The sequence below is a fragment of the Halomonas alkalicola genome, assembly GCF_030704205.1.
Taxonomy (GTDB): Bacteria; Pseudomonadota; Gammaproteobacteria; order Pseudomonadales; family Halomonadaceae; genus Halomonas; species Halomonas alkalicola.
This window is the reverse complement of sequence record NZ_CP131913.1, coordinates 1,156,821-1,177,575: the sequence shown is the minus strand read 5'-3', so window position 1 is coordinate 1,177,575 and position 20,755 is coordinate 1,156,821. Positions and strand designations below refer to the sequence as shown.

Here is a 20,755-nt window from a genome sequence, read left to right as displayed (position 1 = left end):
GCGAGACCCTGACCCTGGACCTCTCGCCGCTGGCGCGGCTGATGGACAAGGGCAGCCACCGGGTCTACCGGCTGGAGGAGGGGCAGGTGGTGCGCGAGGAGGTGGAGAAGCGCCATCTGATCAATCTGGTGATTCGCGAGGTGCAGGGCGACCGGCCGCCGACCCTGCAGCGCTGGAAGGTAGTGATGAGCCGTTCGCGGATCGTCGACGTGGAGCGGGTCCATGCCGAGGGGGCGGGCCAGGCAGACTGAACCGGGGCAAGGGTTGAAACGGCGTCCAGCAAACCCGGCCCCGGTCAATGCGTCGCCGCCGGCAAGTTGCTATCTTCAGGGTGTATTCCCATAAATCCGTGGAGAACGCCCGATGCAAGCTGCAGATGTCATGACCCAGAACGTCATCACCGTGTCGCCGGACAGCGAGGTGCGCGAGATCGCCAGCCTGCTGCTGGAGCACGGCATCAGCGCGGTCCCCGTCGTGGATGATGGGGGCAAGGTGCTCGGCATCGTCAGCGAGGGTGACCTGATGCGCCGGGTGGAGAACGACACCGCGCGCCGCAAGTCCTGGTGGCTGAAGCTGTTCGCCGGCCACGACGCCGCCGACTACGTGAAGTCACACGGACGCCGTGCCCACGAGATCATGACCAAGGACCCGATCACCATCGAAGGCGACATGCCGCTGCACAAGATCTCGCGGCTGCTCGAGAAGCATCACATCAAGCGGGTGCCGGTGGTTCAGGAGGGCAAGCTGGTGGGTGTCGTCAGCCGCTCCAACCTGCTGCGCGGCTTCTCCGTGGTGGCCACCGAGGCCAGCGTGACCGCGGATGACCGCGAGATCCGCGAGGCCATCCTCAAGGAGGTCGACGCCAACACCGGCGTGCTGGTCGACCGGATCAACGTCATGGTCTCCGACGGCAAGGTGCAGCTGTGGGGCCTGGTCGAGAACCAGCAGGAGAAGATGGCCGTGCAGGTGGCCGCCGAGAATACCGCGGGCGTCAAGGAGGTCGACAACAACCTCGGCTTCGTGCCGCGCGGCGTCGGCAGCCTCTGAGGCTCGGCGCGGCTCCGGCGCGCAACGCAAGCACGCGCTAAACAAGCACGAACTACGCAAACACGAGAGGGGCGGCCAACTGGCCGCCCCTCTTCTTATGGTGGGCTTTGTCGTTGCAGGCTGGCCCTATCAGGCCTCGCCGGGGGGTACCGGTTGCGCCCGGGCGATGGTCTCGAGGGCACCGCGCAGGTGGGCCAGGCTGCGCTCGCGGTCGTGGAGCTTCTCCAGGCCGAACAGGCCGATGCGGAAGGTCAGGAAGCCCTCGCCCTCGTCGCACATCAGCGGCACGCCGCCGGCCACCTGCAGGCCCGCCTCGGCAAACTTGCCGACCAGGCCGGCGTCATCGGTGTAGCTGACCACCACGCCGGGGGCCTCGAAGCCGGGGGCCGCCACGCTCCGATAGCCGAACTCTGCCAGCAGCTCGCGGACGCCGTCGCCCAGCGCCTGCTGCTCGTCGCGCACCTTCTCCAGGCCATAGGCCTCTATCTCGACCATCACGTCGCGAAGCGTCACCAGCCCGTCGGTGGGCAGGGTGGCGTGGTAGGCGTGGCCGCCGCCCTCGTAGGCCTCCATGATCTGAAGCCACTTCTTGAGGTCGCAGGCGAAGCTCGAGCTGGTGGTGTCGTCGATGACCTCGCGGGCCTGGCGCGAGAGCATCACCATGGCGCAGCAGGGCGAGGCGCTCCAGCCCTTCTGGGGGGCGCTGACCAGCACATCGACGCCGAGGTCCTGCATATCGACCCAGATGGCGCCGGAGGCGATGCAGTCGAGCACCAGCAGGCCACCCTCCTGATGGATGGCATCGGCCACCTGGCGGATGTAGTCGTCGGGCAGGATGATCCCCGCGGCGGTCTCCACGTGGGGCATGAAGACGATGTCCGGCTGCTGGTCGCGGATCGCCTCGATCACCTCCTCGACGGGCGCCGGGGCGAAGGGCGAGGCGGGGTTGCTCTCGTCGAGGCGGCGCGCCTTGAGCACGTTGATGTCGGCGGGGATGCGGCCCATCTCGAGGATCTGGCTCCAGCGGTAGCTGAACCAGCCGTTGCGGATCACCAGGCAGCGCCGCTCCTTGGCGAACTGGCGGGCCACCGCCTCCATGCCGAAGGTGCCGCTGCCGGGCACGATCACCGCACTGTGGGCGTGGTAGACCCGCTTGAGCTGGCCGGAGATATCGCGCATCACCTCCTGGAAGCGGGAGGACATGTGGTTCAGGGCGCGGTCGGTATAGACCACCGAGTATTCGAGCAGACCATCGGGGTCGACGTCGGGAAGCAGGCCGGGCATGTGAGTCTCCGTCATGAAGCGGGGAGCCTTCAGGTTAGCGAAGGCGGGTCCATGGACTGAGGATATGCCCATTCGCCACCCGGGGCCAGCGGCCCGGATCAGGGGCTTGAGGCGGGTCAAGTGAGACGCGAGCGCCCCGTCGGTTACCCTGACGGGGCGCTGCTGTTTTCAGAGGGCCGCCGGCTCAGTCGCCCTGGGCGGCCTGGATGGCGGTCAGCGCGATGGTGTAGACGATGTCGTCGACCAGCGCCCCGCGGGAGAGGTCGTTCACAGGCTTGTTGAGGCCCTGCAGCATGGGGCCGACGCTGACCACCCGGGCGCTGCGCTGCACCGCCTTGTAGGTGGTGTTGCCGGTGTTGAGGTCCGGGAAGACGAACACCGTGGCGCGCCCCGCCACCGGGGAGTCCGGCGCCTTCTGGCGGCCGACGCTCTCGATGGCGGCGGCGTCGTACTGCAGCGGGCCATCGATCGAGAGCTCGGGGGCCCGTTCCCGGGCCAGGCGGGTGGCCTGACGCACCTTCTCCACGTCGGCGCCTGAGCCGGACTCCCCCGTGGAGTAGCTGATCATTGCCACCCGCGGCTCGATGCCGAAGGCCTGGGCGGAGCGGGCGCTCTGCAGGGCGATCTCGGCCAGGGTCTCGGCGTCCGGGTCGGGGTTCACCGCGCAGTCGCCGTAGACCACCACCTGCTCGGGCAGCAGCATGAAGAAGAACGACGAGACCTGCTCATAGCCCGGGGCGGTCTTGATCAGCTGGAAGGCCGGACGCACGGTGTTGGCGGTGGTGTGGATGGCGCCGGAGACCAGGCCATCCACCTCGTCGAGGGCCAGCATCATGGTGCCGAGCACCACGTTGTCCTGGAGCTGGGCCTCGGCGGTCAGCTCGTTCACCTTGCCGGTGCGCCTCTCCACCATGGGCGCCACGTAGCGCGCCCGGATGCTGTCCGGGTCGATGATCTCGAGCCCCTCGGGCAGCTCGATGCCGCGCTGGCGGGCCACCTCCATGATCTCCTCGCGCTTGCCCAGCAGCACACAGCGGGCGATGCCGCGACGCTGGCAGATGGCGGCGGCCTCCACGGTGCGCGGCTCGCTGCCCTCGGGCAGGATGATGCGCCGGTCGGCCTGCTGGGCCAGCTTGACCAGCTGGTGGCGGAAGGCGGAGGGGGAGAGACGGCGGGTATAGCCGCGGCTCAGGTGGTCCTTGAGCCACTGCAGATCGATATGGGCGGCCACGAAGTTGGCCACCCGCTCGGCGCGCTCGAAGTCGTCGATGGGGATGTCGTTGCCCATCTGGCCGAGGTTCTTGGCGGTGGTGAAGCTGTCGGTGTCGACGCTGATCACCGGCAGGCCGGTCTTCAGCGCCGGGCGGCACATCTCGATCATGTTGTCGCCCGGGATGAAGCCGTTGGTAAGCAGGACGCCGGCCAGGGGGACGCCGTTCATGGTGGCCAGGGCCGAGGCCAGCACCACGTCGTCGCGATCGCCGGAGGCCACCACCAGCCCGCCGGGCTTGAAGATGTGCAGGGCGTTGGAGGCGCTGCGCGCGCAGAGGCTGGTGGAGAGCACCCGCCGTTCGGGTTCCCCCTCGTTGAGGAAGCGGGCCCCCAGGGCGCGGGCCACGTCCAGCACCCGCGGGGCGGAGAGCGCCGGGGGGTAGGGCACCATGCCGATCAGGTGGAAGCGTTCGGTGGCGAGCGCGGGGGAGTGGCGGCGCAGCTCGGCGAGCAGGGCCTCCTCCAGGGCCGGCGCGGCGGTTCCGGGGGCCAGTCCACTGGCGTCCTCGCCCCCGGGCATGTTGTGCATGCGCATCAGGATGCAGCCCAGGGTGCGGGCCGAGCCGACCCCGCCGAAGGCGCGGGCGTGCATATCGAGCTGCTCGGCCAGCGCCTGGGGATCGGCCAGGTCGCCGCTGCCCACCAGGATGATCCGGGCGTTCAGCGCGTGGGCCAGCTGGGCATTGACCTGGGCGGCGTAGCTGGCGTGGCGCGTCGGCACCAGCCCCTCCATTACCAGCAGCTCCGGGGCGCCGTCGGGGAAGGCCTCGAGGGCGGCCTCCTGGAGCTCCACCACCTGCTCCATCAGCACGTCGAGGCGGTCCTGGCGCAGCAGGCGCTCCATCTCGGACTGGGGGATCGGCGCCGGCGGGCGCAGCCCCAGGGTACTGTTGACCAGGGCGCAGGAGCGGTCCGGCCCCGAGCCGTTGAGCTCGTCCTGGCGCAGCGGCTTGAGGAAGCCGGCCTTGAGGCCGATGGTGTCCAGCGCCTGGATCAGGCCCAGGCAGGCCGAGGTGAGGCCGGCGCCCTCGCCGGTGGGCACCAGCAGGATGGCCTGGGGAGCGGGGCGGGCGGGGCGGGGCGTCATCGGGCGGTCTCTCCCAGCAGCTGGCGGGTCTCGTCGGCGATGCGGCCCTCCTCGTCGGTGGGGATCACCCACAGGGCGGGGCGGTTCGGGGCCGGCGCGTCGATGCGGCCCTCGTGGCCGCGAATCGTCTCGCGGTTGGCCTCGGGGTCCAGGGCGAGGCCGAAGTGGGGCAGCAGCGCCACCACCTGCTCGCGCACCCGTGGCGAATTCTCGCCGATGCCGCCGGTGAAGACGATGCCGTCCAGGCGGGGCAGGGCGCAGGAGAGGGCGGCCAGGGACTTGGCGATGCGGGAGCAGAACACCTCCACGGCGAGTGCCGCGCCGGCGTGGCCCGCCTCGGCGGCGGCCTCCAGCTCGCGCATGTCGTTGGAGAGCCCGGAGAGCCCGAGCAGGCCGCTACCTCGGTTGAGGACATCGTTGATGCGCTCGAGGGACCAGCCCAGCTCGCGGGCCAGGTGGGCGTGCAGCCCGGGGTCGACGTCGCCGCTGCGGGTGCCCATGACGAGCCCCTCCAGCGGGGTGAGGCCCATGCTGGTGTCGAGGCTCTGCCCCTGCCACACCGCGGCGGTGGAGCAACCGTTGCCCAGGTGGGCGGTCAGCCAGCCGCCTTCGATGCCGGCGAGGGCATCGGCGCGCGCGCTCACGTAGGCATGGCTGGTGCCGTGGAAGCCGTAGCGGCGGATGCCGTGCTCGCGATAGAGCGCCTCGGGCAGGGCATAGCGGTAGGCGCGGGGCGGCAGGCTCTGGTGGAAGGCGGTATCGAAGACCGCCACCTGGGGCAGTTCGGCAAAAAGCGCGCGGGTGGCGGCGACCCCCTGGAGGTTGGCCGGGTTGTGCAGCGGCGCGAGCGCGCTGGTGGCCTCGATGGCGGCCACCACCTCATCGTCGATCAGCGCGGCGCGGGTGAACTGCTCGCCGCCGTGGACGATGCGGTGCCCCACGGCGCCGGGCCGGCGCCCCTCCAGTCCCTCGAGGATCGCGGCGAGAGCCTCGACGTGGCCGGCGTCACCCAGGTCGCGGGTGAAGGCCTCGCCGCGGCTGTCGACGCCCTTGAGGCGGGCATCGCCGCTGCCCAGCCGCTCGGCCAGGCCGGTCAGGCGCGGCTGGTCGGCAGCCGCCGGCACCAGCGCATACTTGATGGAGGAGGACCCGCAGTTGATCACCAGCACCGGCTCGTTCATCGACGCCTCTTGTGGGATGGAGGGTGAGAGAAGGTTTGGACTTTAGTCTAACATGAGGCCGCCGCCGGTGGTCGCCTCTCGGCTTGACGCCCATCATGATGTGCTGCCCTTGTCCCCTACACTCTGCATGGAAGCCGTGACATGTCGACCCCCTCTGGCGCTTCGGTGGCCCCCGCTCCTTTCCCGCGGCCCCTCGCCCTGGCCCTGATGTGCGGCCTCGCCACCCTGTTTGCCGCCAACCACGTGGCCGCCCGGGTCGCCTTCGATGCCGGTGCCGGCCTGCTGCTGCCCATCGTGCTGCGCTCCGGCGTGGCCGCCCTGGCACTGGCGGCGCTGGTGGTGTTCCAGCGCAAGTCGTGGCGACTGCCCGCAGGCTCCGGACGCTGGCAGCTGGCGGTGGGCCTGCTGGTGGCGGTGCAGAGCCTCTGCCTCTATTCGGCGGTGGCGCGCATTCCGGTGGTGGTGGCGCTGCTTTTGATGAACACCCTGCCGATCCAGCTGGCGCTGCTCTCCTGGGCGCTGGGGGGGCCGCGGCCGACGGCGCGGGCGACGCTGGTCATGGGTGTGATCCTCATCGGCCTGGTGGTGGTGCTGGACGTGCCGACCTGGCTCGCCGACCCCGGGGCCATGGGACCGGACTGGTTCGCCGGGGTGGCCTTCGGCCTGGCCGCCGCCACCGCCTTCTCCTGCGCCCTGTGGATCACCGAACACCGCCTGGCCGGCGTCGGCAGCACCCTGCGCAGCCTGCTGACCATGCTCACCGTGCTGGCGGCCATGGTCATCGCCGGGGGCCTGGGGCTCGTGCCGGGCGGCATGGCGCCGCCCCAGTCGCTGGCCGGCTGGACGGGGCTCGCGCTGCTGACGCTCTGCTATGCGCTGGCCTTCTCGGTGCTCTTCATCACGGTGCCCAGGCTCGACATGGCGCGCAACGCCCCGGCCATGAACATGGAGCCGGTGGCGGCCCTGCTGCTGGGCTACCTGGTGCTGGGGCAGGCGCTCACCCCGGTGCAGCTGGTGGGCGGCGGCATCGTGCTCGCGGGGATCCTGTTCCTGGGCCTGTCGAAGCGGGCGTGAGACCAGGCGGCGTCGCCGCCGGGCGACGCCGCTTGGCGCACATTTGCACATTCCCACCTTGAAGAGTGGCGTTCCCGGGACCACACTGTAGGCGTTATAGAACGGTGTTCATTAACGAGGAGAGCCCCATGAAACGCATCACGCTTGCCGCCGCAACCGCGGCCATCCTGGCCGCCGGCGCGGCTACCAGTGCCCAGGCCCAGCAGGCCTTCTATCCCCAGCCCTACATCGGCGGCGACGCCATGTTCTGGGACCTCAACCCCGATGGGCCCGCCTCCAGCCGCGATAGCGTCGGCCTGCGCCTCAACGGCGGCATGCAGTTCAACGAGTACTTCGCCGTGGAGGGCCACCTGGGTGGCGGCGGCTCCGATGGCCCCGTCGAGCTCGACTACCTGATCGGCGCCTATGCCAAGGGTATCCTGCCGGTGGCCCCGGAGTTCCGCCTCTATGGCCTGGCCGGCTTCACCGAGGTGGACTTCGATATCGACCGCGAAAGCGGCTTCTCCTACGGCGCCGGCGCCGAGTTCGATGTGTCGCCCCAGCTGTCGATAGGTGCGGACTATATGCGCTACCTGGACAAGTCTGACTACACCTTCGATGCGGCAAGCGTGGGTCTTCGCTACCGCTTCTGATCGGCAGCCAGCGCCTTCCGCTCTGGTTCGGCCAGAGCATCCTGCACCCCGAGGCCCTGCGTCTCGGGGTGCACTTTTTTGGTGCGTTGCGTTGCTCCTGCGTGGTGCAGGTGAGGCCCGCCGGTGCGCGTTATCCACTCATTGCGACGCTTGGCACGCCCTGTGCAAGGTCCTGGGAGAGAGACCTGACCTGTCTGCCCCGGGAGCTGCCATGATCGATTCACCTGGAACCCCATCTGGAAAGGCGCCGGATGCCGGCCTCGACGCCTTTACCCCGCGCCTGCTGTTCACCGACCTGGATGGCTCGCTGCTCGACCACCACAGCTACGACTGGCAACCCGCCAGGCCCTGGCTTGCACGGCTCAAGCAGCTGGGTGTGCCGGTGATTCCGGTGACCAGCAAGACCCGCAGCGAGATCGTGCCGCTGCGCCGGGAGCTGGGCCTGACCGATACCCCCTTCATCGCCGAGAACGGCGCCGTGGTGGGGCTGCCGCCGGCCTGGTGCCATGCGCGCGTCGACCGCCCGGGCCCCGATGGGCTCGGGATCCGCACCCTGGGGGTGGACATCGGCTTCGTTCGCAAGCGCCTGGCGGTATGGCGCGAGCGTCTCGGGGTGCGCTTCACCACCATCAGCGAGATGACCCTGGATGAGCTGGTCGACTTCACCGGCCTGCCCGAGCCCGAGGCCCGCCTGGCGCGGATGCGCGAGGGCAGCGAGCCGCTGATCTGGGAGGAGGATGAGGCGCGCCTCGAGGGCTTCCGCGTGGGGCTCGCCGGCGACGGCCTGCAGCTGGTGCGGGGCGGGCGCTTCTGGCACGCCACCGGTACCTCCCACAAGGGCAACGCGGTGAGCTGGCTGATCTCCCGCTTCGAGGCGCTGCGCGGCCGGCGGCCGGTGACCCTGGCCCTGGGCGACGGCCCCAACGACATCCCCATGCTGGAAGCGGTGGATCAGGCGGTGGTGATCCGCGGCTGCCATGGCCTGGACGTATTGCCGGACCAGCCATCGCTCTACCGCAGCGAGGCGACGGGACCCGCCGGCTGGGCCGAGGGGGTGGCCTACTGGTGGGGGCGAGCCGACCGCCGGGTAATTCCGGCGGCACTGCGTGAGACCGTCGAGGCGGCCGAGGAGGCAGCGGCATGAGCGACTTCCATCAGAACGGCATCATCACCGACTTCCACAACCTGACCCGGCGGCCGGTGGCGGCGTTGGAGGCGGAGCTCTGCGAGTTCGGCCGTCGTCGGCCCATGAGCCTGATCCTGCCGTCGCTCTTCTCGGAGCTGGAGGGGCCCGCCCTCGAGGCGATCGTCGAGGAGCTACGTCGGGTGCCCTACCTGGCCGAGGTGGTGATCGGGCTCGACCGGGCCGACCGCGAGCAGTTCCTGCACGCCCGGAAGTTCTTCGCCCGGCTGCCCCAGCGCCATCGCATCCTCTGGAACGATGGCCCGCGGCTGCGCGCCCTGGATGCCGAGCTGGAGGAGCACGGCCTCTCGCCCCGGGAACCCGGCAAGGGGCGCAACGTCTGGTTTTGCGCGGGCTACGTGCAGGCCTCGGCCCGCGGTGCGGTGGTGGGGCTCCACGACTGCGATATCCTCACCTACGACCGGGGCCTGCTGGCGCGGCTCTTCTACCCGGTGGCCCACCCCCACTTCAACTACGAGTTCTGCAAGGGCTACTACCCTCGCATCGCCGAGGGCAAGCTCAACGGCCGGGTGTCGCGGCTGATGGTCACGCCGCTGCTGCGGGCGCTCAAGCAGATGCATGGGCCGCTGCCCTACCTCCAGTATCTGGACAGCTACCGCTATCCGCTCTCCGGTGAGTTCGCCATGCGCGCCGAGGTGCTCGACGGCATCCGCATCCCCGCCGACTGGGGGCTCGAGATCGGGGTACTCTCCGAGGTGCACCGCAACCACTCCACCAAGCGGCTCTGCCAGGTGGACCTGGCCGATGCCTACGACCACAAGCACCAGCCGGTCTCGGAGGAGGATGCCTCGGCGGGGCTCAACCGCATGAGCCTGGACATCGCCAAGGCGCTCTACCGCAAGCTGGCTACCCAGGGGGTGACCTTCAGCGCCGAGGGGTTCCGCACCCTCAAGGCCACCTACTACCGCCTCGCCCTGGACCTGATCGAGGCCTACCATCACGACGCGGTGATGAACGGCCTCGCCCTGGACCGCCACGCCGAGGAGCGCGCCGTGGAGCTGTTCGCCGCCAACCTGCTGGAGGCCGGCAACGCCTTCCTCGACAATCCCGGCGAGCGCCCCTTCATCCCGAGCTGGAACCGGGTGCGCTCGGCGATTCCCGACCTCCTGAGCCGCCTCCACGACGCCGTGGAGGCCGACAACCGCGGCGAGGTGTAGTCGGGTTGGTCCATGGCGGCACACGATAGCGAGAGGCCTGTCGCCGTAATAGCCTCGAGCCGATCTTGCTATCACTCAGGGCGTCTGGACCAGCCATAGGGTGCGGTAGGGGGCGAGGCTCTCCACCGGCGTCCAGGGCCCATTTTCCAGCAGGTCGAACCACTCCCCCTCGGCCAGCGCCGCCACCGCCAGTGGCTGGCGCTGGTCGCTGACGTTATGGATCGCCAGCAGGCGGCGGCCGTCGGCCAGCGGGCCACGCTCCACCACCAGCAGTGCCGGCGGGGCGGGCAGCACCCGCTGGGGGGCGTCGGGGTGGAAGCAGGGCTCGGCACGGCGGATGGCCAGGCGTCGCTTGAGCGCCAGGAAGACCTCCCGGGTGGGGGTATTGCGGCTGTCGAGCAGCTCGTCGAGCTCGTCCAGGTGCCAGCGGCGGCGGTTGATCGAACGCAGCCGGCCGCTGCGCTCCACGCCCTCCAGGTCGTTGAGGGTACCGGTCAGGCAGTGCAGGTAGAGCGCCGGGATGCCCTGCAGGGCCAGCATCAGGTGCTGGCTGCACAGGAAGCGCTCGATCTGCCAGGGATCACGGCCGCGCCGGGTGCCCTGCATGGCGTCGAACCAGGTGATGTTGATCTCGTAGGGTGCGTCCTCGCCGTCGGGGCGCTTGCGCATGCTGACGAAGCCGCCGAAGCGATGCATCAGCTCCAGCAGCGCCTCGATCTCATGGGGGGGCAGCCAGCCCTCCAGGGGGCGCACGCCGATGCCGTCGTGGCTGGCGGTGAAGTTGAGGTAGCTGCAGCCGGGCGGCAGCTCGGGCAGGCTTTCGAGCCAGCTGGCCAGCAGGGTGGCGTCGCCGCCGGTGAGGGTGTGCAGCAGCAGTGGCGGCAGCGAGAACTGGTAGACCAGATGCGCCTCGTCGGGCTCCCCGCCCTCTGCCAGGCGCTCCAGGCCAAAGTAGCTGAGGTTCTCGTGGTGGGGCACGTTGGTCTCGGTGAGCAGCAGGGTGCCCGGTGCCACGTGGTCCACCACGGCCCGCAGCAGGCGCACCACCTCGTGGGTCTCGGGCAGGTGAATGCAGGGGGTGCCTACCCGCTTCCACAGGTAGGCGATGGCATCGAGGCGGACGATGCGAGCGCCCTGGCTGAGGTAGAAGATCAGGATGCCGATGAACTCCAGCAGCACGTCCGGGTTGGCGAAGTTCAGGTCGATCTGGTCCTCGGAGAAGGTCGCCCAGAGATGGCGGGTGCCGCGGCGGGTGGGCACCGGCACCAGCAGCGGCGAGCTGCGCGGGCGCACCACCGCCGAGAGATCGGTCTCCGGGTCCAGCTCGATGAAGTAGTCGCGCCCGGGCTGGCTGCCGGTCAGGTAGTCGACGAACCACAGCGATTCCCGGGAGACATGGTTGAGCACCAGGTCCACCGCCAGGTCGCGCCGCTCGGCCAGGGCACGCACCTGGGGCCAGTCGCCCAGCGCCGGGTCCACCTCCCGGTAGTGGATCACCGAGAAGCCGTCGTCGCTGCTCCAGGGGAAGAAGGGCAGCACATGCACGCCGCTGAAGGTGTCGGGCAGCCGGGTATCGAGGAAGTCTCCCAGCACCGCAAGGGGCGGGCGCTCGCCGTCGAGCAGGCTGTCGCCGTAGCTGATCAGCCACTGGTCGCGCTCGCTCCACAGCGGCACGCGGGTCTCGCCCGGGGAGGGGGCCGGCGGCGCCTGATGGGCCAGCAGCGTCAGCAGCCGGCGCAGCACCTCGTCGGCGCGGGGGCCGTACAGCATCGCCAGGTGCTCACGGGCGCGGCGCTGAAAGGCCGCGGCGTCGAGCGGCGTGGCCAGGGAGGGGGTGAAGGTCGGACGGTCGGGCATGGTCGGGCTCCTGTCGGATCGGGCATTGCCCGATCCATGCAGGGAGCGTGCCAGCGCTAACGATCCGGATCGAAGAGACTCATGCGTGCCATCACGCCGTCGCGACGGATCAGCCAGTGGTAGAGCGCACCGCTGATGTGCAGGGTGATCAGGCCGAGGATCACCCAGCCCAGCCAGCCGTGCCATTCGAACAGCCGCTCCGAGAGCGCCTCGTTCACCGGCACGATGCCGGGCAGGTGCCAGTGCAGGAACTGCACCGGAAAGTCGCCGCTGGCGGTGGCGGCCCAGCCCAGCATCGGCTGGGCCAGCAGCGCCAGGTAGAGGAGGTGGTGCACCGCGGTGCTTAGGATGCGCTGGAAGGGGTGCAGCGGCGGGTCATGGTCGGGCACCACATAGAGCAGCCGCGTCATCACCCGCAGGGTCATCAGCGCGAGCAGGGCCACGCCGAGGGACTTGTGGGAGGTGTAGAGAAAGTCGGTGCCGGCCCGGCCCAGGCGCTCCATGGCCCCTTCGAAGCCGAGAAACCCCAGGGTCAGGCCGCTGGCCAGCGACAGCAGCAGCACCGCGGCCACCAGCCAGTGCAGCACGCGGTGAGGGTAGGCGTAGCGGTCCGTCTCTGACAATTCCAACTCAGACATGGGGCGTCTCCCGGAATCGAGGTGGGGCACCGCTACAGCCTAGGGAGCGTTAACAATTAGGCCAGCCATATGACGGCGGATACAAGGTTGAGTAGCGACTGGTAGTTTCTCGCCAGTCGCTCATAGCGTGTTGCCAGCCGCCTGAACTGCTTGATTTTCTGGAAGAACCTTTCTACCAGGTTGCGATCCTTGTAACAGTGCCAATCTATCTCGGGGCATTCCAAGCGATTCTTTCTCGGCGGAATCACCGGCTCGGCGCCCACCGCTCGAATGATGTCCCTCAAAGCGGTGGAATCATACCCCTTGTCGCCAAGCACCGCCGCTGGAGAAAAGCCCGCCAGTAACGCTGGGGCGGCTCCGTACTCAGACGCTTGGCCCGGTGTGAGGATTAGCCGTACCGGGTTGCCGAGGGCATCGACCGCCGCGTGGATCTTGGTGCTCAATCCCCCACGCGATTTCCCCATGGCTTCGGTGCTCTGAGCCGTTTTTTTGCCGCCCCATGCTGATGAACTTTGACGATACTGCCATCTATATCATCAGCTGCTCCATGTCGGGATCATCGGCTAATGTGTCGATAACCTGCTGCCAGACCCCCTTCTTAGACCACCGGTTATAGCGCATGTAGACAGTGTGCCAGCGACCGAAGGCGTCGGGCAGATCACGCCAGGGAGCGCCTGTCCGGGCGATCCACAGGACGGCTTCCACGAACAAGCGATTGTCCTTGGCCGTCACCCCGCGATCTGAAGCTTTGCCGGGGAGCATGTGCTCGATGCGCTCCCATTGGTCATCACGTAGCATTAGCCGAGGCATAGATCACCGAAAAATGCTGATATTCTAAATCAGCCCGATCTCCATCGGCAATTGTTAACGCACCCTAGCCAAACTCAGCGTTGAGTGCGCTGCATGCGCCTGGCTTACACCACCTTCACACCTCCTGGTAGAGCTCACTGCCCTTCTGGCGGAACTTCTCCGCCTGCTCCTCCATGCCTTTCATCACCGCATCGGCGTCGCCGGTGAGGCCGTGCTCGGCGGGGTAGTCGCGCACTTCCTGGGTGATCTTCATGGAGCAGAACTTGGGGCCGCACATGGAGCAGAAGTGGGCCACCTTGGCGGAGTCCTTGGGCAGGGTCTCGTCGTGGTACTCCCGGGCGGTGTCCGGGTCGAGGCCGAGGTTGAACTGGTCCTCCCAGCGGAACTCGAAGCGCGCCTTGGAGAGCGCGTTGTCGCGGCGCTGGGCGGCCGGGTGACCCTTGGCGAGGTCCGCCGCATGGGCGGCGATCTTGTAGGTGATGATGCCGGTCTTGACGTCGTCCTTGTTGGGCAGGCCGAGGTGCTCCTTGGGCGTGACGTAGCAGAGCATGGCGCAGCCGAACCAGCCGATCATGGCCGCGCCGATACCGGAGGTGATGTGGTCGTAGCCCGGGGCGATGTCGGTGACCAGCGGGCCCAGGGTGTAGAAGGGCGCCTCGTCGCAGTACTCGAGCTGCTTGTCCATGTTCTCCTTCACGAGATGCATGGGCACGTGGCCGGGGCCTTCGATCATCACCTGGACGTCGTGCTTCCAGGCGATCCTGGTCAGCTCGCCCAGGGTCTTGAGCTCGGCCATCTGCGCCTCGTCGTTGGCGTCGGCCACCGAGCCGGGGCGCAGGCCGTCGCCCAGGGAGAAGGCCACGTCGTAACGCTTGCAGATCTCGCAGATCTCCTCGAAGTGCTCGTAGAGGAAGCTCTCACGGTGATGGTAGAGGCACCACTTGGCCATGATCGAGCCGCCCCGGGAGACGATGCCGGTGACCCGCTTGGCGGTGAGCGGCACGTAGCGCAGCAGCACGCCGGCGTGGATGGTGAAGTAGTCCACCCCTTGCTCGGCCTGCTCGATCAGGGTGTCGCGGAATACCTCCCAGGTGAGGTTCTCGGCGATGCCGTTGACCTTCTCCAGCGCCTGATAGATCGGCACGGTGCCGATGGGCACCGGCGAGTTGCGGATGATCCACTCGCGGGTCTCATGGATGTTCTGCCCGGTGGAGAGGTCCATGATGGTGTCCGCGCCCCAGCGGATGCCCCAGGTCATCTTGTCGACCTCCTCCTCGATGGAGGAGGTCACCGCAGAGTTGCCGAGGTTGCCGTTGATCTTCACCAGGAAGTTGCGGCCGATGATCATCGGCTCCGATTCCGGATGGTTGATGTTGCAGGGAATGATCGCCCGGCCGGCAGCGACTTCTGCGCGCACGAACTCCGGGGTGATCTCCTCGGGCAGCCGGGCGCCGAAGCCCTGGCCCGGGTGCTGGTGGCCCAGGATGCGCTCCACCTCTTCGGTGCCTGAGTACTTCGCAGAGAGCGCCTGCCGCCTCTGGTTTTCCCGGATGGCGATAAACTCCATCTCCGGGGTAATGATGCCCTGGCGGGCGTAGTGCAGCTGGGTAACGTTCTTCCCTTCCTTCGCGCGCCGCGGCGTGCGGGTCAGGTCGAAGCGCAGCTGGGCGAGCGTCGGGTCGTTGGCGCGGCGCTTGCCGTACTCGCTGGTGGGGCCGTCGAGCTGTTCCGTATCGCCGCGTGCCTCGATCCAGGCGCGGCGCAGCTCGGGCAGGCCGCGGCGCAGGTCGATCTCGGCATTCGGATCGGTATACGGGCCGGAAGTGTCGTAGACCAGCAGCGGCGGATTCTCCTCGTCGGCGCCGGAGGTTTTCGTCGGCGAGAGCGAGATCTCGCGGAAGGGCACGCGGATATCGGGGCGTGACCCCTCCACATAGATCTTGCGCGAGCCGGGCAGGGGCTGGATGGCGGCCTCGTCGACCTTGGCGGTTTCGGCGAGGAAGTGGGCGGTCTTGCTCATGGCGTGAATCCTTGTCGTGGCTGTTGTTGTCGGGGGGAGTGGCCTTGGGTGTCAGGGGTGTGGTGGGGCGGCGGCGCTAGAGGGCGCGGTCCAGCCCCATCTGCCAGAAATCGATCTCGAGCCGGGTGGCGTCGCGGAACACCTGGGTGAGCTCGGCGAAGCGCGCCGGGGTGACGTCGGTCAGGCGGGCGTCGAGCCAGGCCTCCTCGGCGCGGCGGGCGGCCTGGAACTCCTCGCTCTCGTACATGGCGATCCAGGCGTCATAGGGGTTGGCATCGCCGCGGACCGTTTCGGCGCGGGCGTTGATCCAGTCGGCGATCTCGCCGTAGCCCACCAGGCAGGGGGCCAGGGCCACGTGCAGGTCGAGCAGGTCGCCGCGGTTGCCGGTATCCAGCACGTAGCGGGTATAGGCCATGGTGGCGCGGGCCTCGGGCAGCTCGGCCAGGGACGCTTCGGAGATGCCCCACTCGCGGCAGTAGCCCACGTGCAGCCCCAGCTCCAGGTCGACGATGGCCTTGAGCCCCTCATGGGCCTGACGCAGGTCGTCCAGGGTGCGGCTCTTGTAGGCGGCCAGGGCGTAGGCCCGGGCAAAGTGGATCAGAAACAGGTAGTCCTGCTTCAGGTAGTGGCGAAAGGCGCCCTCCTCGAGGGTGCCCTCGGCGAGACCGCGCACGAAGTCGTGTTCGATATAGGCGCGCCAGTCGTCCTGGCAGGCGGCGGTGAGGTCGCTGAAGCGGTAGCCCATCTTGCCTCCGATTGTCGGGTGACGATCCGGAGTGCGGGCGAGGGAGGGAGTGGGGCCTGGGGGGCGCGCTACACGGGGGTAGCCGGGGGAGGCCGCCGCTTGATTCCTACGCCGGTACTAACCGGATCAGGTTCAACGGGCCCCGCCGTGACGACCGCGCCGGTGTGGCGCACTGTCGTATAGCGATCTCAGCCGGTTCCACCGGCACCCCGTCAAGCGAAGGCCCACTCTAGCAGGCCCGGGGACATTTGCCAGCCCCGAGGCTTATCGATGGTGGTAGAGCCAGCGCACGTCCACGGCGAAGGAGAGGGTGAGCCCCGCCAGGGCGGTGGCGGCCAGCCAGGTGGCGATCAGGCCGGGCGTGGCCGGCAGCAGGGCGAGCATCAGCGCCGCCACCTGCCACACGCAGACCGCCTTGCGTCGCTGGCTGTCCGGCAGCTCGCCGGCGAGCCAGGGCCAGCGCCAGCTCGCCGCCACGAAGGCGTAGCGCATGGCGCCAATGGCCAGCACCCAGGGGCCGACGCGCTCCAGCAGCAGCAGCGCCAGGCAGAGCACCAGGATGAAGAAGGCGTCGAGCTCCATGTCGAAGCGGGCCCCCACGGCGCTGGCGCTGCCACTGCGCCGGGCGACCCAGCCATCCACGCCGTCCAGGGCCAGGGCGACCAGGGCGACGCCGAAGAGCCACTCTGTGTGGCTGGCCAGCAGGGCCGGGTCGGCCAGGGTGCCGGCCAGCAGGGCCACCAGCACGCCTCGCGCCAGGGTGACCCGGTTGGCCGCGCCCAGCCCGCCCTGGCGCATGGGGCGGCGGCGCAGGGCGCGCCACAGCAGGGCCGCCATCCCCAGGTAGGTGGCGATGGCCAGCGGCGCTACCCATGACCCCACCAGCCCCAGCGTGGCCAGAAGCCCGAGCAGGGTGAGACCGCCCAGCGCCAGCTCCATGGCCAGGCGCCAAGGCCGCGTCGCCTCGGCGGTCCCTTGCGCAGGCGGGTGGGATGAGAGAGGAGAGGGCATCCGGGCTCCCTGATGGTTGTTGATCGCCGCTGTCGATGGCCGTTGTCGATGGCCGTTGTCGACGGCCATGGTGGCGAGGCATAGCCGCTATGCTGAACGCGATGGGCTCATGACCACCACACTAGCAGTCGGCACCGCCCTGGGCCGCCGGCAGCGATAAAATTGTTCATTTGCATGTTACTGTACCATTATTGTAGAAGTATTCGCCCGCCTCACCGCTGGAGCCGCCATGTCCGTCGACACCGCCACCGCCTTCTGGACCCTGGCCCCGGGTCACGGTGAACTGCGCGCGGAGCCGCTGCCCGCCGCCGGCGAGGGGGAGGTCCGGGTGAGGGCGCTGTTCGGCGGCATCAGCCGCGGCACCGAGGCGCTGGTCTTTCAGGGGCGGGTGCCCGAGAGCGAGCGGCAGCGCATGCGCGCCCCCTTCCAGGTCGGCGACTTCCCCTGGCCGGTGAAGTACGGCTATGTCAGCGTCGGGGGGGTCGAGGCAGGCCCCGCGGCGCTGCTGGGCCGGGAGGTGTTCTGCCTGCATCCCCACCAGGACCGCTACGTGGTGCCGGCCGCCTCCGTCACGCCGCTGCCGGCGGGCCTGCCCGCCGCCCGGGCGGTGCTCGCCGCCAACATGGAGACCGCGCTCAACGGCTGCTGGGACGCCGAGCCGCGCCTGGGCGACCGCATCGCGGTGATCGGTGCCGGCGTGGTGGGCGCCCTGGTGGCCTGGCTCTGCGCGGCAATTCCCGGCACCCGGGTACGGCTGGTGGACGTCTCGCCGGGGCGGGCCGAGCTCGCCCGCGCCCTGGGCGTCGATTTCTGCCTGGCCGGCGAGGCGCCGGGGGACAACGACCTGGTGATCCACGCCAGCGGCAACCCCGAGGGGCTGCGCCAGGCGCTGGCGCTGGCCGGCGATGAGGCGCGGGTGGTGGAGATGAGCTGGTACGGCGATCGCGAGGCGAGCCTGCCGCTGGGGGAGGCCTTCCATTCCCGGCGGCTCAAGCTGATCGGCAGCCAGGTGGGCCGCCTGCCCGCCGAGCGCATGCCGCGCTGGGGCCACGCCCGGCGCCTGGCGCTGGCGCTCGAGCTGCTGCGCGATTCTCGCCTCGACGCCCTGATCAGCGGCGAGAGCGATTTCTCCGAGCTGCCCGCCCTGATGCCTCGCCTTGCCGCCGGGGCCGGCGAGGTGCTCTGCCACCGGCTGCGCTATGCCTCGCCCGACCGATTCGACGCCGACGGATCCGAATCCGACCGACTGGAGCCCTGACATGTACCGACTCACCGTTCGCGACCACGTGATGATCGCCCACAGCTTTCGCGGCGAGGTCTTCGGGCCCGCCCAGCGGACCCACGGCGCCACCTACGTGGTGGACGTCACCTTCCAGCGCCGCGAGCTCGACGACCATGACCTGGTGGTGGACATCGGCCTGGCCAGCGAGGCGCTCAAGGCGGTGCTCGCCGAGTTCAATTTCCAGAACCTCGATGAACTGACGGAGTTCCAGGGCCGCAACACCACCACCGAGTTCATGGCCCGGGTGATCTTCGAGCGCCTGGCCACGGCGATCCAGCTGGGGCGGCTGGGGGAGGGCGCCGGCGGGCTCGAGGCGATGACCGTGACCCTCCACGAATCCCATATCGCCTGGGCCAGCTTCGAGGGCCCCCTGTGATGGCGAGCGCCACTCTGGCCCGGCCCGTGACGATGCCCGTCACGATGATCGTGGCCGGCGATCCCGGCCAGCTCACCGGCGGCTATCTCTATGACGCCCGCATCGCCGAAGCGCTCAGGGCCCGGGGCTGCCGTGTCGAGGTGGTGGGGCTCGAGGGGCGCTTTCCCGTGCCGGACGACCTGGCCCGGCGCAGCATGACCCGGGCGCTCGCGGCACTGCCCGACGGTGCCCGGGTGGTCATCGACGGCCTCGCCATGGGCGGGCTCCCCGAGGTGATCGCCCGCCATGCGGATCGCCTGGCGATCATCGCCCTGGTCCACCACCCCCTGGCCGACGAGACCGGCCTGGACGAGGCGACCCGCCGCTCGCTGCTCGACAGCGAGACCCGCGCCCTGGCCCTGGCGCGTCGGGTGATCGTTACCAGCCGCTTCACCGCCCGGGGCCTTGGGCGTTTTGGCGTGGCGCCCGAGCGGCTCCGCGTGGTCGAGCCTGGCGTCGAGCCGGTGCCGCTGGCGGCCAGCGCCCTGGATCTCGAATCCCCCGGCCCCCGGCGCCTGCTCTGCGTGGCGACCCTGGTCCCGCGCAAGGGCCACGATGTCCTGCTCAAGGCGCTGGCCGGCCTCGGGGAACGCGACTGGACCCTGACGGCCATCGGCAGCGCCGAGCGCGATTCCGCTCATGCCGCCCGGCTTTACGATGCCACTCGCCGTTACGGCTTCGAGGGGCGCATCGACTGGGCCGGGGAGCGCAGCACCGCCGAGCTGGCCGCCGCCTACCACCGGGCGGAGCTCTTCGTGCTGCCCTCGCGCTACGAGGGCTACGGCATGGTGGTCACCGAGGCGCTCTCCCGCGGCCTGCCGGTGCTCACCACCACCGGCGGCGCCCTGGTCGACACCCTGCCGCCGGGGGCCGGCCTGGCCGTGCCTCCGGTTGATGCCGACGCCCTGGGTGCGGCCCTGGCCGCCTGGCTCGATGACGCCGCGCTGCGTTGCCGGCTGCGCCGCGGCGCCCGGGAGGCCCGCGGCCACCTGGGCGACTGGCAGCAGGCCGGCGACCGCTTTCTGGCGGCCCTGGAGGACGCTGCGGCTCCCACTCCCGCACCCACCCCCGACCCAACCGACGCCGGCCAGGCGCCCGAGGAGAGCCCGCCATGACGCTACCCGCCCCCCCGGTCCGGTCGACGCCGAGGCCACCCGCCCAGGCGAGCGCTTCAGCGCCGACTGGCTCTCCCGCCGCGAGGCGCTCGACGCCCGCTCGCGCAGCCACTGCCTGACGGGCCTGGCCGCCGACTGGCTCGCCGGCCGGCCCGGAGCACACGACGGCGCGCATGGCATCCTCGATCTGGGATGCGGCAGCGGCAGCAACCTGCGCTTCCTCGCGCCGCGGCTGCCGGGGCCCCAGCGCTGGCGCCTGGTGGACCACGACCCGGCGCTGCTGGCGCTGGCCCGACGTCATGGCGCCACCCTGCGCGACCCCACCGGTGGCCGGCTGACCGTCGAGGCCAGCTGCCGCGACCTGGCGCCGGTGGATGATGGCCTGCTCGAGGGCGGCGACCTGGTGGTGGCCTCGGCGCTCTTCGACCTGGTATCGCGCCCCTGGGCCGAGGCGCTGGTGGCGGCCGCGGCCGGGCGCGGCCAGGCGCTGCTCTTCACGCTGAGCGTGGATGGCGACTGGGCCTTCCTGGATACCGCTGGAGAGCGAGTCGAGGATGAGGAGGACATCGCGGTCCGGGCGCTCTTCCAGGCCCACCAGCGCCGCGACAAGGGGCTTGGCCCGGCGCTGGGCGGCGACGCCCCCGGCGTGCTGGCGGCGGCCATGACCGCGGCCGGCTACCGGGTGGAGAGCGCGGCCACCCCCTGGCACCTGGCCGCTGGGGAGGAGGCGCAGTGGTCCCTGGCCGAGCCGCTGGTACGGGGATGCCATGACGCCGCCCTGGCCCAGGCCCCGGAAGAGCAGGCGCGTCTCGCGCGCTGGTGCGAGCGGCGGCTGGCCGGCCTCGCCGCCGGGGAGCTGGGGCTGGTCGTGGGGCATCGCGACCTGCTGGCGCTGCCGCCGCTGTCGGCCAGGGGCGCCTGAGC

The 20,755-nt window shown here is 69.9% G+C and carries 18 protein-coding genes, 1 pseudogene and 1 riboswitch; of the genes and pseudogenes, 10 read left to right on the top strand and 9 right to left on the bottom strand.

The window, feature by feature from the left end; genetic code table 11:
• Nucleotides 1–41: 41 nt before the first annotated feature.
• Both B6N23_RS17100 and B6N23_RS05645 read left to right on the top strand, forming a co-directional pair.
• A complete protein-coding gene (locus B6N23_RS17100) occupies nt 42–251 on the top strand; it encodes a hypothetical protein (RefSeq protein WP_439649835.1) in 210 nt (69 codons plus the stop codon).
• Between the two features lie 112 nt (nt 252–363).
• Nucleotides 364–1,047, top strand: coding sequence for a CBS domain-containing protein (locus tag B6N23_RS05645; protein ID WP_305502687.1), 684 nt, complete (start codon nt 364–366; stop codon nt 1,045–1,047).
• A gap of 129 nt (nt 1,048–1,176) precedes the next feature.
• Here the strand turns inward: B6N23_RS05645 and B6N23_RS05640 are convergent, their stop codons facing one another.
• From B6N23_RS05640 to B6N23_RS05630, 3 genes are all read right to left on the bottom strand, one after another.
• On the bottom strand, nt 1,177–2,331 hold the full coding sequence (locus tag B6N23_RS05640; protein WP_305502680.1) for an aminotransferase class V-fold PLP-dependent enzyme: 1,155 nt from the start codon (nt 2,329–2,331) through the stop codon (nt 1,177–1,179).
• A 184-nt stretch (nt 2,332–2,515) separates the two neighbouring features.
• Nucleotides 2,516–4,690 carry a phosphate acetyltransferase gene (pta, locus tag B6N23_RS05635; protein ID WP_305502677.1) on the bottom strand — a complete coding sequence of 725 codons (2,175 nt, stop codon included), beginning with the start codon at nt 4,688–4,690 and terminating at the stop codon, nt 2,516–2,518.
• Nucleotides 4,687–5,871: an acetate/propionate family kinase gene (locus B6N23_RS05630; protein ID WP_305502675.1), complete on the bottom strand. Its 1,185-nt coding sequence runs from the start codon at nt 5,869–5,871 to the stop codon at nt 4,687–4,689. The genes pta and B6N23_RS05630 overlap by 4 nt, the downstream gene beginning before the upstream one ends.
• A 141-nt stretch (nt 5,872–6,012) precedes the next feature.
• Here B6N23_RS05630 and B6N23_RS05625 point away from each other — a divergent pair, with 141 nt between their 5' ends.
• From B6N23_RS05625 to B6N23_RS05610, 4 genes are all read left to right on the top strand, one after another.
• Entirely contained in the window at nt 6,013–6,945 is a 933-nt protein-coding gene (locus B6N23_RS05625) for an EamA family transporter (protein WP_305502673.1), read from the top strand.
• 128 nt (nt 6,946–7,073) lie between these two features.
• Nucleotides 7,074–7,577 carry a porin family protein gene (locus B6N23_RS05620; RefSeq protein WP_305502671.1) on the top strand — a complete coding sequence of 168 codons (504 nt, stop codon included), beginning with the start codon at nt 7,074–7,076 and terminating at the stop codon, nt 7,575–7,577.
• A 211-nt stretch (nt 7,578–7,788) separates the two neighbouring features.
• The gene (locus B6N23_RS05615; protein WP_305502668.1) at nt 7,789–8,721 is read left to right on the top strand and encodes an HAD-IIB family hydrolase; all 933 of its coding nucleotides are present in this window, start codon (nt 7,789–7,791) and stop codon (nt 8,719–8,721) included.
• Nucleotides 8,718–9,938 carry a glycosyltransferase family protein gene (locus tag B6N23_RS05610; protein WP_302141602.1) on the top strand — a complete coding sequence of 407 codons (1,221 nt, stop codon included), beginning with the start codon at nt 8,718–8,720 and terminating at the stop codon, nt 9,936–9,938. Before B6N23_RS05615 ends, B6N23_RS05610 begins: the two co-directional genes overlap by 4 nt.
• Nucleotides 9,939–10,013: 75 nt before the next feature.
• On the opposite strand, the gene B6N23_RS05605 is transcribed toward B6N23_RS05610, so the two are convergent.
• The 6 genes and pseudogenes from B6N23_RS05605 to B6N23_RS05580 form a co-directional block, all read right to left on the bottom strand.
• The gene (locus B6N23_RS05605) at nt 10,014–11,795 is read right to left on the bottom strand and encodes a sugar phosphorylase (RefSeq protein WP_305502666.1); all 1,782 of its coding nucleotides are present in this window, start codon (nt 11,793–11,795) and stop codon (nt 10,014–10,016) included.
• A gap of 56 nt (nt 11,796–11,851) precedes the next feature.
• On the bottom strand, nt 11,852–12,433 hold the full coding sequence (locus B6N23_RS05600; RefSeq protein ID WP_249322276.1) for a cytochrome b: 582 nt from the start codon (nt 12,431–12,433) through the stop codon (nt 11,852–11,854).
• A gap of 56 nt (nt 12,434–12,489) precedes the next feature.
• Nucleotides 12,490–13,243 (bottom strand): annotated as a pseudogene (locus B6N23_RS05595) (IS5 family transposase).
• Nucleotides 13,244–13,358: 115 nt separating this feature from the next.
• The gene (gene thiC / locus B6N23_RS05590) at nt 13,359–15,263 is read right to left on the bottom strand and encodes a phosphomethylpyrimidine synthase ThiC (RefSeq protein WP_305502663.1); all 1,905 of its coding nucleotides are present in this window, start codon (nt 15,261–15,263) and stop codon (nt 13,359–13,361) included.
• Nucleotides 15,264–15,339: 76 nt separating this feature from the next.
• Nucleotides 15,340–16,008 carry a thiaminase II gene (tenA, locus tag B6N23_RS05585; protein ID WP_169957737.1) on the bottom strand — a complete coding sequence of 223 codons (669 nt, stop codon included), beginning with the start codon at nt 16,006–16,008 and terminating at the stop codon, nt 15,340–15,342.
• Nucleotides 16,009–16,094: 86 nt separating this feature from the next.
• Nucleotides 16,095–16,230, bottom strand: a riboswitch (TPP riboswitch).
• A gap of 42 nt (nt 16,231–16,272) precedes the next feature.
• Nucleotides 16,273–17,019 carry a CDP-alcohol phosphatidyltransferase family protein gene (locus B6N23_RS05580; protein ID WP_305502659.1) on the bottom strand — a complete coding sequence of 249 codons (747 nt, stop codon included), beginning with the start codon at nt 17,017–17,019 and terminating at the stop codon, nt 16,273–16,275.
• Nucleotides 17,020–17,248: 229 nt separating this feature from the next.
• Between B6N23_RS05580 and B6N23_RS05575 the strand changes: the two genes are divergently transcribed.
• The 4 genes from B6N23_RS05575 to B6N23_RS05560 are packed head-to-tail and all read left to right on the top strand — an operon-like array spanning nt 17,249 to nt 20,753.
• The gene (locus B6N23_RS05575) at nt 17,249–18,277 is read left to right on the top strand and encodes a zinc-dependent alcohol dehydrogenase (RefSeq protein WP_305502657.1); all 1,029 of its coding nucleotides are present in this window, start codon (nt 17,249–17,251) and stop codon (nt 18,275–18,277) included.
• A gap of 1 nt (nt 18,278) precedes the next feature.
• Entirely contained in the window at nt 18,279–18,677 is a 399-nt protein-coding gene (locus B6N23_RS05570) for a 6-pyruvoyl trahydropterin synthase family protein (protein WP_169957740.1), read from the top strand.
• A gap of 32 nt (nt 18,678–18,709) precedes the next feature.
• The gene (locus B6N23_RS05565) at nt 18,710–19,831 is read left to right on the top strand and encodes a glycosyltransferase family 4 protein (RefSeq protein WP_305502654.1); all 1,122 of its coding nucleotides are present in this window, start codon (nt 18,710–18,712) and stop codon (nt 19,829–19,831) included.
• Nucleotides 19,758–20,753, top strand: coding sequence for a class I SAM-dependent methyltransferase (locus B6N23_RS05560; protein ID WP_305503711.1), 996 nt, complete (start codon nt 19,758–19,760; stop codon nt 20,751–20,753). The genes B6N23_RS05565 and B6N23_RS05560 overlap by 74 nt, the downstream gene beginning before the upstream one ends.
• Nucleotides 20,754–20,755 lie beyond the last annotated feature (2 nt).

What these genes read in the sequence shown, in the direction of transcription:
- B6N23_RS17100 (WP_439649835.1), top strand. Translation starts at nt 42, where the DNA reads ATGGACAAGGGCAGCCACCGGGTCTACCGGCTGGAGGAGGGGCAGGTG.
- B6N23_RS05645 (WP_305502687.1), top strand. Translation starts at nt 364, where the DNA reads ATGCAAGCTGCAGATGTCATGACCCAGAACGTCATCACCGTGTCGCCG.
- B6N23_RS05640 (WP_305502680.1), bottom strand. Translation starts at nt 2,331, where the DNA reads ATGCCCGGCCTGCTTCCCGACGTCGACCCCGATGGTCTGCTCGAATAC.
- pta (WP_305502677.1), bottom strand. Translation starts at nt 4,690, where the DNA reads ATGACGCCCCGCCCCGCCCGCCCCGCTCCCCAGGCCATCCTGCTGGTG.
- B6N23_RS05630 (WP_305502675.1), bottom strand. Translation starts at nt 5,871, where the DNA reads ATGAACGAGCCGGTGCTGGTGATCAACTGCGGGTCCTCCTCCATCAAG.
- B6N23_RS05625 (WP_305502673.1), top strand. Translation starts at nt 6,013, where the DNA reads ATGTCGACCCCCTCTGGCGCTTCGGTGGCCCCCGCTCCTTTCCCGCGG.
- B6N23_RS05620 (WP_305502671.1), top strand. Translation starts at nt 7,074, where the DNA reads ATGAAACGCATCACGCTTGCCGCCGCAACCGCGGCCATCCTGGCCGCC.
- B6N23_RS05615 (WP_305502668.1), top strand. Translation starts at nt 7,789, where the DNA reads ATGATCGATTCACCTGGAACCCCATCTGGAAAGGCGCCGGATGCCGGC.
- B6N23_RS05610 (WP_302141602.1), top strand. Translation starts at nt 8,718, where the DNA reads ATGAGCGACTTCCATCAGAACGGCATCATCACCGACTTCCACAACCTG.
- B6N23_RS05605 (WP_305502666.1), bottom strand. Translation starts at nt 11,795, where the DNA reads ATGCCCGACCGTCCGACCTTCACCCCCTCCCTGGCCACGCCGCTCGAC.
- B6N23_RS05600 (WP_249322276.1), bottom strand. Translation starts at nt 12,433, where the DNA reads ATGTCTGAGTTGGAATTGTCAGAGACGGACCGCTACGCCTACCCTCAC.
- thiC (WP_305502663.1), bottom strand. Translation starts at nt 15,263, where the DNA reads ATGAGCAAGACCGCCCACTTCCTCGCCGAAACCGCCAAGGTCGACGAG.
- tenA (WP_169957737.1), bottom strand. Translation starts at nt 16,008, where the DNA reads ATGGGCTACCGCTTCAGCGACCTCACCGCCGCCTGCCAGGACGACTGG.
- B6N23_RS05580 (WP_305502659.1), bottom strand. Translation starts at nt 17,019, where the DNA reads ATGCCCTCTCCTCTCTCATCCCACCCGCCTGCGCAAGGGACCGCCGAG.
- B6N23_RS05575 (WP_305502657.1), top strand. Translation starts at nt 17,249, where the DNA reads ATGTCCGTCGACACCGCCACCGCCTTCTGGACCCTGGCCCCGGGTCAC.
- B6N23_RS05570 (WP_169957740.1), top strand. Translation starts at nt 18,279, where the DNA reads ATGTACCGACTCACCGTTCGCGACCACGTGATGATCGCCCACAGCTTT.
- B6N23_RS05565 (WP_305502654.1), top strand. Translation starts at nt 18,710, where the DNA reads ATGCCCGTCACGATGATCGTGGCCGGCGATCCCGGCCAGCTCACCGGC.